Source organism: Mycolicibacterium parafortuitum, from assembly GCF_010725485.1.
Classification (GTDB): Bacteria; Actinomycetota; Actinomycetes; order Mycobacteriales; family Mycobacteriaceae; genus Mycobacterium.
The window spans coordinates 3,153,086-3,166,099 of sequence record NZ_AP022598.1 but is presented as its reverse complement, the minus strand read 5'-3'; the positions used below and the strand labels follow the sequence as shown (position 1 = coordinate 3,166,099).

At 67.3% G+C, this 13,014-nt stretch carries 12 protein-coding genes; 4 read left to right on the top strand and 8 right to left on the bottom strand.

Features of this window, described 5'->3' with window-relative positions; genetic code table 11:
• Nucleotides 1-147 precede the first annotated feature (147 nt).
• Nucleotides 148-1,695 (top strand): cytochrome P450 family protein, encoded by a 1,548-nt coding sequence (locus tag NTM_RS15280; RefSeq protein WP_104865968.1) that lies wholly within the window; start codon nucleotides 148-150, stop codon nucleotides 1,693-1,695.
• Between the two features lie 96 nt (nucleotides 1,696-1,791).
• On the opposite strand, the gene NTM_RS15275 is transcribed toward NTM_RS15280, so the two are convergent.
• From NTM_RS15275 to NTM_RS15260, 4 genes are read right to left on the bottom strand one after another with little or no spacing between them, the layout of a single operon-like run.
• Nucleotides 1,792-2,556 (bottom strand): enoyl-CoA hydratase/isomerase family protein, encoded by a 765-nt coding sequence (locus tag NTM_RS15275; protein ID WP_104865967.1) that lies wholly within the window; start codon nucleotides 2,554-2,556, stop codon nucleotides 1,792-1,794.
• Nucleotides 2,557-2,564: 8 nt separating this feature from the next.
• Nucleotides 2,565-3,659 (bottom strand): acyl-CoA dehydrogenase family protein, encoded by a 1,095-nt coding sequence (locus NTM_RS15270; RefSeq protein ID WP_104865966.1) that lies wholly within the window; start codon nucleotides 3,657-3,659, stop codon nucleotides 2,565-2,567.
• Nucleotides 3,646-4,461 (bottom strand): acyl-CoA dehydrogenase family protein, encoded by an 816-nt coding sequence (locus NTM_RS15265; protein ID WP_163766760.1) that lies wholly within the window; start codon nucleotides 4,459-4,461, stop codon nucleotides 3,646-3,648. The genes NTM_RS15270 and NTM_RS15265 overlap by 14 nt, the downstream gene beginning before the upstream one ends.
• Complete coding sequence (locus tag NTM_RS15260; protein ID WP_104865964.1) at nucleotides 4,461-5,873, bottom strand: class I adenylate-forming enzyme family protein; 1,413 nt, start codon at nucleotides 5,871-5,873, stop codon at nucleotides 4,461-4,463. The genes NTM_RS15265 and NTM_RS15260 overlap by 1 nt, the downstream gene beginning before the upstream one ends.
• Before the next feature lie 110 nt (nucleotides 5,874-5,983).
• Between NTM_RS15260 and NTM_RS15255 the strand changes: the two genes are divergently transcribed.
• Nucleotides 5,984-6,313 carry a 2Fe-2S iron-sulfur cluster-binding protein gene (locus NTM_RS15255; RefSeq protein ID WP_104865963.1) on the top strand — a complete coding sequence of 110 codons (330 nt, stop codon included), beginning with the start codon at nucleotides 5,984-5,986 and terminating at the stop codon, nucleotides 6,311-6,313.
• On the opposite strand, the gene NTM_RS15250 is transcribed toward NTM_RS15255, so the two are convergent.
• The 4 genes from NTM_RS15250 to NTM_RS15235 all read right to left on the bottom strand — a co-directional run bounded on the left by NTM_RS15250 (nucleotide 6,301) and on the right by NTM_RS15235 (nucleotide 10,459).
• Nucleotides 6,301-7,356 (bottom strand): CaiB/BaiF CoA transferase family protein, encoded by a 1,056-nt coding sequence (locus NTM_RS15250; protein ID WP_104865962.1) that lies wholly within the window; start codon nucleotides 7,354-7,356, stop codon nucleotides 6,301-6,303. The two genes, NTM_RS15255 and NTM_RS15250, sit on opposite strands and share 13 nt — an antisense overlap.
• Nucleotides 7,357-7,384: 28 nt before the next feature.
• Entirely contained in the window at nucleotides 7,385-8,341 is a 957-nt protein-coding gene (locus NTM_RS15245; RefSeq protein WP_163766759.1) for an LLM class F420-dependent oxidoreductase, read from the bottom strand.
• A 111-nt stretch (nucleotides 8,342-8,452) separates the two neighbouring features.
• Nucleotides 8,453-8,854, bottom strand: coding sequence for a cobalamin B12-binding domain-containing protein (locus NTM_RS15240; protein ID WP_104865960.1), 402 nt, complete (start codon nucleotides 8,852-8,854; stop codon nucleotides 8,453-8,455).
• A 15-nt stretch (nucleotides 8,855-8,869) separates the two neighbouring features.
• On the bottom strand, nucleotides 8,870-10,459 hold the full coding sequence (locus NTM_RS15235; protein ID WP_104865959.1) for a methylmalonyl-CoA mutase family protein: 1,590 nt from the start codon (nucleotides 10,457-10,459) through the stop codon (nucleotides 8,870-8,872).
• A gap of 133 nt (nucleotides 10,460-10,592) precedes the next feature.
• On the opposite strand from NTM_RS15235, the gene NTM_RS15230 reads away from it, so the two are divergent.
• A complete protein-coding gene (locus NTM_RS15230; protein ID WP_104865958.1) occupies nucleotides 10,593-11,498 on the top strand; it encodes an SDR family oxidoreductase in 906 nt (301 codons plus the stop codon).
• A complete protein-coding gene (locus tag NTM_RS15225; RefSeq protein ID WP_163766758.1) occupies nucleotides 11,495-13,003 on the top strand; it encodes a class I adenylate-forming enzyme family protein in 1,509 nt (502 codons plus the stop codon). The genes NTM_RS15230 and NTM_RS15225 overlap by 4 nt, the downstream gene beginning before the upstream one ends.
• Nucleotides 13,004-13,014 lie beyond the last annotated feature (11 nt).

The window sequence follows — 13,014 nt, the reverse complement described above, 5'->3', positions numbered from 1 at the left end:
GGCGCACGTGCCCCGCTCGCAAATACTTACGGTAGCGTCAATCTCATAGTTGATCTTGAAGTGAACACCGAGCACGGTGAGCGCAGCACTCTTCGCCATGAACCGGCACGGGGCGTCGCGGCACCGACCAAGCGGATCGGATGGCCAATGAGACGTCGCAGCTTCATCGCCGGAGGAGCCGGAGCCGTCGCGGCTCTGTCCACCCAGTCACTGGTGGCGTGTTCGTCGCCGACCGACAGCCCGTCGGGCGCCGACACCGGACTGCCGGAGGCAGTGGCGAAACTGCGCGCACAGTACGTCGCGGAGTTCGACGCCGAGTACGTCGACCACGTCATCGTTCCCAACGTGATGAACAGCGTATTCGACGGTCAGCGGCCCGTGCTGCCGATGATCGACCTCGCGCTCACCAAAGAGAACGCGCTCCCCTACGACCTGTGGGGCCTGCTCAGTGAGACATGGCAACCCGATCCCGACGAGGGAGTGACCGTCTTCCTGCAGGGACTGGAGAAACGCGGTCCCGACAACAGGCGCAAACGCATCTACATGTCGGCAGTCACCCCTGACCTGTACGAGGAGATGTATCAGGCGAAGGTCGTCGGCTTCTTCGACCAACTCTTCGCCCCGGCCAACGCGGGAAAACCGTTGATGCGCATCTATCTCGACACCTTCTGGGACCTCTACTGGGATCTGCACCTGGGCGTCAAGGGCGCCGATCTCCCCGACGAGGTTCGCCAGATCGGCGCAAGTTTCAACGCCGTGCTCGCCTTCCGCGACCCCACCGAGAAGGTTGTCTATGACAACTACATGACCGTACGCAAGCACCTGAGCTTCCTGAAGTCGTGGATCGACGACCGGCTCGCCGACCTCAAGTCGGGAAAGACTCCGGAACCGGAGAAGACATTCGCCTGGTACTGGCTCAAGAACGGCGAGGAGAGCGAGTATTTCAACCACAAGGACGTGGTCTTCGAGTGCTTCCACAACTTCGTGGCGTTCAGCCAGTGGGGCAACAGCTTGTACAACGTGATGGCCACGCTGGGCCGCGACGGCGGCGACCCTCAGGCCAAGGATTGGTTCACGAAGACGATGTCCGGTGCGTACGACACACCCGACGGGTCGGCTTTCCCTCCGTTGGAACGCATGGTGATGGAACTGTTCCGGACCATCTCCCCCAACGGCGGAAGCATCTCGGCGATAACAGAAACCAGACCACCCACGTTCCCACGGCACGGCTACATCGTCAGTCCGCACACGTCGACGAGCCACGATCCGGTCCAGTGGACGAATCCCGACGACTTCGATCCGGCACGCTACCAACGCGTTCCGACCAGTCAAGACATCGACGAAGCGAAGATCCGGCAGATGGGCCTCGCGCAGTGCCCGTTCGACCTCACCTCGTTCGAGGTCAAGGACGGACGTAGGGCCACCTTGAACAATAGCGCTTTCGGCACGGTCTTCGGCGTCGTCGACGGCGAGTCCCTGCCGGTCTGCGACTACGCCGGCTTTGCCCCCTTCGGTTTCGGCTACCGACGCTGTCCCGGTGAACAACTGACGCTCATGGCGTTTGAGGATCTCCTGCGCAAGACCTGGCGGGACAGACTCGAGTTCGTGAAGGTCGCGGGGCCGGACGCCGAGGTGCTGCCGATCGGTCCCGGCACGGTGATCGGCGACGACCTCGGTTTCGCGCGCTCGTCATGACGCAAGCGTGCGGTCTTGCACGGGCCGGCACGGAGTGTCGCCGTGCAGACACGCGCGCTCGCGGTGCCGAAGCCAGGGCGCTCGCGCGCTACGCGATTACTTCTTCGCGATCAGGCCGTCGACGATCCGGTTGAAATCCGTTGTCCCGAAGGACACGTACTCGGCGAGGTTGGCGTAGTCCAGTGACGCCATCACCGACTTCTCCAGCTGGATGTTCATCAACCGCTTGGTGGCCTCGACGGCCTGCTGCGGCAGGTCGAGCATCTTCTTCGCGCACGCGATCGCCTCGGCGAGCGGATCGGCGACGACGTGGTTGGCCAACCCGAGTTCGACCGCGCGCTGCGCCTTGATCCGCACCCCGGTCAGCGCGAACTCCTTGGCCTGCAGCAGGCTGATCTGCGAACCCCACACCAGCGGCCCACCGTCGGCGGCGACCAACCCGATCGACACATGCGGATCGGCGAAGAACGCATTCTCGGCGATGTAGACGACGTCCGACAACGCCGCCAGGCTGCAGCCCAGCCCGACAGCTGGCCCGTTTACCGCCGCGATCACCGGGATCCGGCAGCGCACCATGCCGATCACGAGATCACGGCCGTGCTTGATCGTCTTCTGCCGCAACGCTTCGTCGCGGCGCAACTCGTCGAGATAGTTGAAATCACCGCCGGCCGAGAACGCCCGCCCCGCACCGGTGATGACGGCCGCCCGGGCCCCCGGATCCTCGTTGAGCTCCTCCCAGATCTTGGCCAGCCCGACGTGCAGGTTGTCGTTGACGGCGTTCAGATCGTCGGGCCGGTTCAGGGTGATGAGGCGAAGGTCGCCGTCGGCGGTGACGTCGATCTCGTCTGGCATTCCGTACATGTGGTTTCCTACCCCAATCCCAGGATCCGCTGCGCGATGATGTTCTTCTGAATCTGCGACGTGCCGCCCATGACGCTCTGCGCCCGGCTGTACATGTAGGCCCCGAACAGTTCCTCGTCGCCGGTGCCGACGGCCGCGAGGGCGGCGTGGCCCACCGACTGCTCGACCCAGGTCATCAGCAGCTTGTCCAGCGAGCCCTGTGGACCGTGCGTGAGCCCGTCGAGCTGCTCCGACAGCCGCCTTCGCACGTGCAGCCTCAGCATCTCGGTCTGCACCCAGGCCCACCGCAACTCGTCCGGCGGCGGGCCATCGACTCCGGCGGCCATCTGGCGCACCGTCTTTCCGTATCGCGCCGAAAATCCCAGCGTGGACGGTTCGCGTTCGTGGCTGACGACGGTCATCGCCAGCTTCCAGCCCTCACCGGGCGCGCCGACCATGTTCTCGGCCGGTACCCGCGCCCCGTCGAAGCTGACCTGACCGAACTCCTTGGTCACCCCGCTGATCATCTTCAGCGGCCGCTGCTCGATACCGGGCTGGTGCATCGAGACGATGAACGCCGAGATGCCCTTATGCTTGGGCACCTCTTTGTCGGTGCGCGCCAGCACCAAGCACCAGTCCGCGACGTCGGAGTAGCTCGTCCAGATCTTGTGACCGTGGATGACGTAGGTATCGGGGTCGTCGCCGTCCTTGACCGCGGTGGTCGTCAGGGACGCCAGATCCGATCCGGCGCCGGGCTCGGAGAAGCCCTGGCACCAACGCTCGGTGCCGTTGATCATGCCAGGCAGGAATCGCTGCCGCAGTTCCTCGCTGCCGTGATGACTCAGCCCCACGACCAGATAGCCCAGGCTGGGCCGTGCCGGGGCACCGGCCTTGGCGATCTCCTCGTCGACGATGACGTCATAGACCGGCGGAAGATCCTGGCCGCCATAGGCCTTCGGCCACGACGTACCGAAGAACCCGGCCTCGAACAACGCCTGGTGCCACTCGCCCGCCTTCGCCCAGTAGGCGTCACCGGAGGTCGGGAACTTACCCTTCTGTTCTTTCAGCCAGGCGCGCAGCCGTTCCCGGAACGCGGCCTCGTCGGGCGAATCACGAAAGTCCAATGGTCAACTCCTCCAGCTTGGCGGGCCATGCCTCGGTGGCGGCCAGCACACGACGCAGATAGACATGGGCCAGGCACTCCCAGGTGTTGCCGATACCGCCGTGCACCTGGATCGAGGTCTCACACACCGTCAACGCGGCTCGCGCACAGTAGATCTTGGCGATGCGGGCGGCCTCGATCGCCTCGTCCACCGGAAGCTCGTCGACAGCCCAGGCGCCGTGTCGCGACACGCTGATCGACCCCTCGATCAGCGCCTCGCTCTCGGCGAGCATGTGCGCGACGGCCTGGTAGGACCCGATGGCGGCCCCGTACTGTTCGCGGACCTTCGCGTACTCGGTGGCCAGCGCCTGGGTTCCGCGGGCGGCGCCGAGGATGTCCGCGGTGGTGGCGGCCAACGCGAGCGCGTACCACCGGCCGGAATCCTCGTCGGACAGGTCGGCCAGTTCCGCCGGGGATTCCACCGCGCCCGCGAGGCTTGCGGTCAGATCGACCGTCGCCGGGCCCGGCCCCCCGTCCGACGGCGCGCGGCCCAGGCGGCGGTGCAGGTCGTCGGCGAGCACCGGACCCAGGAACGGCACGTCGACGACCCCCCGGCCGAACTCCTCGGCGACGATCGCGACCTCGACCGCCGACGCCCCGTCGGAGCGCAGCGTCCGGAATCCGGTGGCGTCGACGGCCTTTTCGAGTCGTGCCCGGCGGTTGGCGTCGTCGAGATCGGCGACCGACCCGGGACCGAAGTCCGCGGCCACCTCCGCGGCCGCATCACGCAGTTGCCGCTGCTCGCTGGTCAAACGGACGTCCATCAGCTGTCTCCGCTCTCAGTGTGCGCACTCATCGCACGCTCCCGTAACACTCGCCGGAGCGCCTTGCCCGAAGGCAGGCGCGGGATTTCGTCGACCACCACGACCCGGCTCGGCCGTTTGTAGGAGGCGAGCCGGTCACCGACCAGGTCGGCGAGTGCCCCGGTGTCGACGGGGCCGTTCACGGTCACCGCCGCGATGATCGCCTCACCGTCATCGGCGGGCACTCCGAACACCGCGCAGTCCTCGACGACGGGATGTCCGTGCAGCACGGCTTCGACCTCGGCCGGCGCGACCTGGAACCCGCGCACCTTGATCATCTCCTTGGCCCGGTCGGTGATGCGCAACCAGCCGTCGGGATCGAGGGTGCCGACGTCGCCGGTGCGATACCAGTCACCCGAAAAAGCCTCTGCGGTCCACTGATCGGGCAGATAGCCGGCCATCGCCGAGTCGGAGCGGACCTGGATCTCGCCCTCCTCGTCTGACCCCAGGACCTCGCCGGTCTCCAGGGACACGACGCGGATCTCCACGCCGGCGACGGCCCGGCCGACGGTGTCGAGCCGTGCGTGCCGCAGGTCGTTACACGAGATGACCGGTAGCTCGCTGGCCCCGTAGGCGGTGACCCAGCTGACGCCGGTGCGCGCGGTGACGGCCTCGGCCACGCTCTGGGTGACGGGGGTGGCGCACCACATGATGTAGCGCAACGACGACAGGTCGTGGTCTTCCAGATTCGGGTGTGCCGACAGCGCCAGTGCGATCGGCGCGACGGCCATCTCGATCGTGATGCGGTCGGATTCGATGTGGCGCAGCATCGCGTCGATGTCGAAGCGGCGGTGCAACCTGATCCAGGCGCCCGTGTCGAGAGCCATGACGATGTTGAGCAATCCGAGGATGTGCGACGGCGGGGTCATCACCTGCATCCGGTCCGCAGGCGTCAGACCGAGCGCGTCCCGCCAATGCCGGATCGCGACCGCCAGCGAGCTGTGGGTGTGCCGGACCGCCTTCGGCATCCCCGTGGTGCCGGAGCTGAAGACGAACACCGCGTCCGCGTCGGGGGCGACGGGTTCACAGGGATGATCGGCGGGCGCGATGTCGGCGTCGAGCGGCAGCATCGGCAGCGCGTCGGCCAGCACCGGGTGATCCCCGACGGCGTGCGTCGCCCCGGTCAACGTCAGGGCGTGGGCGACCTCGGTCTGCTTCCAGGCCGGACTCAGCAGCACCGCGGCCGCGCCGAGCCGCCAGATCGCACGCAGCGCGACGACGAACTCAGGGCGGTTCGACGACATGACCGCCACCCGCGTCCCCGCGACGACACCGTTGCGCCGCAGCACCGCGGCCATCCCGCCGGCCAGCGCGTCGAGGTCGGCGAGCGAGTATTGCCGATCCTCGAAGGCGAGCGCCATCGGATCACTCACGTCGCGCGCGCCCCTTCCGCAGGTCGTGGATGATGGGTGAGAGGAGTAGCGTTTGTCGGGGAGAATAGTATTCTCCTATTATCAGAATGACAATGTCGAGAGAGGGTCATATGACCGACCCGCAGACACCGGGAACGGGGTCCGCAGTGACCGAGACGGCCGTGCAGGGCACGATCACCATCCAGTTGGACGGCAACATCTCCACCGTGGGGAACAGGCCCGAGGAGACCCTGCTGGAGAGCGCACGCCGGGCCGGGATGGGCCCGCCGTTCTCATGCGAGGCCGGCAACTGCGGCACCTGCATGGCCCTGCTCACCTCCGGCACCGCGACCATGCGGGTCAACGACGCGCTGACCGAGGACGAGGTCGCCGAGGGATACGTGCTCACCTGCCAGGCCGTTCCCGACACCCCGGACGTGACGGTCAACTACGACGAGTGAGCCGCGGCGTCGGCGTGCTCGTCGAGCTTCGGCGCCGGGCGGTACTCGGGCTCGTATCCGGCGATCCGGATGGAGCTGCGCACCAGATGGAAGTCCCCGGCGTCGACCACCACCTCGGGCATCGCATCCAGCGCTTCGGGCAGCGTCCGCACCGCCGCGGCGGGAATCCCCAACGGCTGCAGCCGGCGCTGCCAGTTCACCGCGGTGTCCGCGGCCAGGGCCGCACCGACGCGGGCCAGCACCTCGTCGCGATGGGACGCGCGCTCGGCCATCGTCGCGAACCCGTCGATACCGGCCTCGGCGGCGAACGCCGCCCAGAACGCATCATGGGTGATGAACAACGCCAGGAAACCGTCTGCCGTCGAGAACAGCTGCGCCGGAACGTAATACGAGTGGGCGCCGTACGGATACCGCTTCGGCTCGATGCCATCGTTGAGGTACGCCGCGGCCCGGTAGTTCAGTTGCGAGAGCATCACGTCCTGCAGCGACACGTCGACCTGTCCGCCGCGGCCCGACACGATCTGGGCCAGCAACCCCAACGCGGCGGTCAGTCCCGTCGAGTTGTCCGCCGACGAATAGCCCGGAAGCGTCGGCGGGCCGTCCGGATCGCCGGTCATCGCCGCGACCCCGGTGGCCGCCTGGATCACGTAGTCGAACGCCGGATCGTCGCCGCCGTCGAGGCCGAACCCCGTCAACGCCACGCACACGATGCGCTCGTTGAATTGCTTCAACGCGTCGTAGGTCAACCCGAGCCGCTTGATCGCCGACGGCTTCATGTTCACCAGCAGCGCATGCGATGTCGCGACCAACTCGCCCAGCTTCTGCCGTCCTGCCTCGGACCGCAGATCGATCACGACGCTCTGCTTGTTGCGGTTCAGGCTCGCGAAATAGCTGTCACTGACCTGCCGGGAGATCTCTCCGCCCGGCGGCTCGATCTTGATGACCTCGGCGCCCAGGTCGGCCAGCATCATCGTCGCGTACGGCCCGGCCAGCATCACCCCGACCTCGAGGATGCGGATCCCGGCCAGCGGACCTGCGCTCATCGCTGCCCTCGGCTCTTCGCGCGAGCGCTCATCGCAAGGCCTTCGCGAGCTCTCCGATCACCTCTCGCGTCCGGTACTTCGACGCGACGAGTTCGTCGCGCGTCTCCCCGATCGGCAGCAACCGCACCGACAGGTCGGTGACGCCGGCATCGGCGAACTGCTTGAACCGCTTCAGGATTGATTCCTCGTCGCCTGCCGCGCACAGGTCACCGACGTTGCGCGCGTCGCCGCGGTCGAGCAGGCGCTGGTAGTTCGGGGAGGTCTCGGCCTCGGCCAGGATCCGGTTCGCCCGGTCCTTGGCGGCGTCGATCTCGGAGTTCGCGCACAGGCACACCGGGATCCCGGCGACGATGCGCGGCGCGGGCCGTCCCGCATCGGCGGCGGCCTTGTTGATCTTCGGGGCGATGTGCTCGCCGATGGCCTTCTCGTCGGCCATCCACAGCACGGTGCCGTCGGCCCGCTCACCCGCGATCTGCAGCATCACCGGGCCGAGCGCGGCCACCAGCACCGGTAGCGGTTGCTCCGCGGCGAGAACCGTCGGATTGTGCACGGTGAACGAATCGTTCTCGACGTCGACGTCGCCGGGCCCGGACAGTGCGGCGTAGAGCACCTCGAGGTAGTCGCGCGTGTACGCGGCCGGCTTCTCGTACGGGATGCCGAGCATGTCGCGCACGATCCAGTGGTGCGACGGCCCGACCCCGAGTGCCAACCGGCCCTGCGCCATCGCGTGGACTGAAAGAGCCTGCCGGGCAAGGGCTATCGGATGCTGGGCCTGCAGCGGCACGACGGCGGTGCCCAGTTCGATCCGTGAGGTGTGCGCGGCCATCAGCGCGACCATGGTCAGGCAGTCGAAGTCATTGGGCACCTGCGGCATCCAGGCGGTGTCCAGCCCGGCTGATTCGGCCCATTCGATGTCGGAGACCAGCTTGTTGACCTTGCGCGCCATGTCGCCGCGCTCGGCTCCGATCATCACGCCCAGTTTCATATCCCACCCCCGCTTCGCCCGCCCGACCTCATTCCGCACCTTCCTTCAGCGAGAGTGCGCTCAGATCGCGCAGCCGGCCGGAATCGCGCGCTGTGCGCACTCTCGGTGGCCTCACGACTGCTCCACCTTCTCCGTCAGCGCACGCACGTCACGCACGAGATCCTCCAGCGAGGTGCCCGTCGGGAACACCGCGGCGGCACCGGCATCGAGCAGCTTCTGCACGTCGCCCTGCGGAATGGTCCCGCCGACGACGACGGCGATGTCCCCCGCGTCGGCGGCCCGCAGCGCATCCACCGTGCGCTGGGTCAGAGCGACGTGCGCGCCGGACAGGATCGACAGGCCGACCAGCGCGACGTCCTCCTGCAACGCGATCGACACGATGTCCTCGATACGCTGGCGGATCCCGGTGTAGATCACCTCGAACCCCGCGTCGCGCAGGGTGCGGGCGACGATCTTGGCTCCCCGGTCGTGGCCGTCCAGACCCGGCTTGGCCACCAGCACACGCGTTGACATCAGAACACTCTCCTATTAAAAGACGACAGGCTGCTGGAACTCGCCCCAGACGGACTTCAGCGTCGACACCATCTCTCCCACTGTGCAATACGCATTCGCGCAGTCGATCAGCTTGTGCATCAGGTTGTCATCACCCTCGGCCGCCCGCGCCAGCGCGGCCAGGCTGTCCTTGACCGCGGCGTCGTCCCGGTCGGCCTTGACCTTGGCCAGCCGCTTGAGTTGCTTGTCGCGGCCCTCGGCGTCGAGCTCGTAGGTGGCCAGATCCGGCGGCGGTTCGTCGACGACGAACTTGTTCACGCCGACCACCGGCCGCGCTCCCGATTCGACCTCCTGATGGATCTTGAACGCCTCGTCTGCGATCAGGCCCTGCAGATAGCCGTCCTCGATGCAGCGCACCATGCCACCGTGGTTCTCGAGATCGTGCATGATCTCGATGATCTTCTCCTCGGTGGCATCGGTGAGGGCCTCGACGAAGTAGGAGCCGCCCAACGGATCGGCCACCTTCGTCACGCCGGTCTCGTAGGCCAGAATCTGTTGGGTGCGCAGCGCCAGCGTCGCCGACTCCTCACTCGGCAGCGCGAACGGCTCGTCCCACGCCGCGGTGAACATCGACTGCACGCCGCCGAGCACCGCGGCCAGCGCCTCGTAGGCGACGCGAACCAGGTTGTTCTGCGCCTGCGGCGCATACAGCGACGCACCGCCTGCCACGCAGCCGAAGCGGAACATCGACGCCTTGTCGGTGGTGGCGCCGTAGCGCTCCCGCACGATGGTCGCCCAGCGCCGGCGGCCGGCCCGGTACTTCGCGATCTCCTCGAAGAAGTCGCCGTGGGTGTAGAAGAAGAACGAGATCTGCGGGGCGAACTTGTCGATCGTCATCCGGCCCCGCTCGACGACGGTGTCGCAGTAGGTGACGCCGTCGGCCAGCGTGAACGCCATCTCCTGCACCGCGTTCGCTCCGGCATCGCGGAAGTGCGCCCCCGCCACCGAGATCGCGTTGAACTTCGGCACCTCGGCCGCGCAGAACTCGATGGTGTCGGCGATCAGTCGCAGCGACGGTTCCGGCGGCCAGATCCACGTGCCGCGCGACGCGTACTCCTTGAGGATGTCGTTCTGGATGGTGCCGGTCAGCTTTTCCCGCGGCACGCCCTTCTTCTCCGCGGCCGCGACATAGAACGCCAGCAGGATCGCCGCGGTGCCGTTGATGGTGAAGCTGGTGCTGATCTTGTCCAGCGGGATGCCGTCGAACAGGATCTCGGCGTCGGCCAGCGTGTCCACCGCGACGCCGACGCGCCCGACCTCCTCGCCGTACTCCTCGTCGTCGGAGTCGTATCCGCATTGGGTGGGAAGGTCGAGCGCCACCGACAGGCCGGTGCCGCCCTGGTCGAGCAGATAGCGGTACCGGCTATTGGACTCCTCGGCGGTGCCGAAACCGGAATACTGCCGGAAGGTCCAGGTCTTGCCGCGGTAGCCGGACGCGAAGTTGCCCCGCGTGAACGGATACTCGCCGGGCGCGGGCGGATCGACCGCGCGATCATCCGGCCCGTACACCGGTTCCAGCGGGATGCCGGACGGGGTCTCCACCCGAGGGACGACTTGCTCGCTCATCGTTGGATAACGTACTTGCAAAAAATGAGAATGCCAATACCGTCTGAGGGAAAGCTGCACGCAGCAGTAGGTGCGACACCCGGGTCCGAAGGGTCGAAGCCCCGGTACACAGCGATTATGGGATTCGCCTAAAATGAGAACGGCACTATCTACCCAGAAGGGGGCCACCGTGGCGTCGGAGTCGCGTACGTCCAGCCAGACATCGTTCGCCGACCGCACCGTCGTGGTCTCGGGCGGCAGCCGCGGAATCGGCCTCGCCATCGCGCTCGGTGCGGCCCGGCACGGCGCCAATGTCGTGCTGCTGGCCAAGACCGCCGAACCGCATCCGAAACTCCCCGGCACCGTGCACACCGCGGTGGCCGAGGTGGAGGCGGCCGGCGGCAAGGGGGTCGCGGTCGTCGGAGACGTCCGTAAGGAAGAAGACGTCGCACGCGCGATCGACACCGCCGTCGAGCACTTCGGCGGCGTCGACGTCGTGGTCAACAACGCCAGCGCGATCGCGACAGAGCCGACCGAGCATCTGTCGGCGAAGAAGTTCGATCTGATGATGGACATCAATGTCCGCGGCACATTCCTGCTGACGAAGGCCGCGCTGCCCTACCTGCGCGAGTCTCCCGGGGCGCACGTGCTGACGTTGGCACCCCCTCTGAACATGAACCCGCACTGGCTGGGCGCGCACCCGTCCTACACGCTGTCCAAGTACGGGATGACCCTGCTGTCGCTGGGCTGGGCGCAGGAGTACGGCCGGGAAAACGGCGCCGCCGGAATCGGATTCAGCTGCCTGTGGCCCGAGACCTACATCGCGACGTCGGCGGTGACCAACCTCGCCGACGGGGACGACCTGGTGAAGGCGTCCCGCAGCCCCGAGATCATGGCCGATGCCGCGGTCCAGATCCTGAGCCGCCCACCGGGTGAGGTGAACGGGCGATGCTTCATCGACTCGGGGATTCTCGCCGAGTCCGGGGTCACCGACCTGTCGGGCTACGGCGGCGGCGACGAACCGATCCTGGACATCTTCGTCGACGAGCGCACCTCATGAGTATTTCGCTGTTGTTGGAGATGGCCGCCGAAACCGATCCCGACCGGACCGCGCTGGTCTGCGACGAGTTACGGCTGAGCACCGCCGAATTGAGCACGCTGGCCGACGGCGGCGCCGGCGTGATCACCGCCTCCGGGGCCCGCCACCTCGCCTACGTCGGCACCGGCGGGGCCATGCTGCCGCTGCTGTTGTTCGCCTCCGCACGCGCGGCGATCCCGGTGACCCCGCTGAACTACCGACTCTCCGCCGAAGGCCTGCGCGCGCTGCTGGACCGATTGCCCGACCCGCTGGTCGTCGTCGACGACGAATACCGCGACGCGGTCGGTGACAGCTACCGCACCATCGGTTCAGCCGAATTCCTCACCGCGGCACGCACCGCCGAACCCGCCGCCCAGTTCGCCGACCCAGACTCGGTCGGCGTCGTGCTGTTCACCTCCGGCACCACCTCCACACCCAAGGCCGTCGAGCTCAGCCACACCAACCTGACCAGCTACATCATGGGCACCGTCGAGTTCGCCTCCGCCGAACCCGACGACGCCGCACTGATCTGCGTCCCGCCGTATCACATCGCCGGAGTCAGCGCCGCACTGTCGAACCTCTACGCCGGCCGCAAGATGGTGTACCTGCGCCATTTCGACGCCCAGCGCTGGGTCGACCTCGTCGCCGCTGAACGCGTCACCTCCGCCACCGTGGTGCCCACCATGCTCGACCGCATCGTCACCGTGCTGGAGACCACCCACACCACGCTGCCCACCTTGCGCACCCTGGCCTACGGTGGCTCGAAAGTCCCGCTGCCGCTGGTCCGCAAAGCGCTCTCGCTACTGCCCGACGTCGGCTTCGTCAACGCCTACGGGCTGACCGAAACCAGCTCGACGATCGCGGTGCTGACCCCCGACGACCACCGCGCCGCCCTGACCGCCACCGACGACGCCGCGATGCGCCGCCTCGGTTCGGTCGGCCAACCCGTCCCCGGCATCGAAGTCCAGATCCGCGCCGACGACGGCACCGTACTCGGCCCCAACGAACCCGGCGAGCTGTACGTGCGCGGCGAGCAGGTATCGGGCAAATACACCGGCATCGGCTCCGTGCTCGACGCAAACGGCTGGTTCCCCACCAAGGACGTCGCCTACCTCGACGAGGCGGGCTACCTGTTCATCGGCGGCCGCTCCGACGACACCATCATCCGCGGCGGAGAGAACATCGCCCCCGCCGAAATCGAGGACGTCCTCGTCGAACACCCCCACGTCCGCGACTGCGCCGTCGTCGGCGCCGACGACCCGCAATGGGGCCAGATCATCGTCGCCGTCGTCGTCGCCCACCACGGCGCCCAGCCCGACCCCGAAGAGCTACGCGCCCACGTACGATCCCAGCTACGAGGGTCCCGCACCCCCGACCGGGTGATCTTCCGGGAGGAACTGCCCACCAACGCGACCGGCAAAGTGCTACGTCGCGAACTCATCAGCGAACTGAACCAGGATCCATCGCCGGCGCAGCCGGCCGTTTAACAATTGCCGGC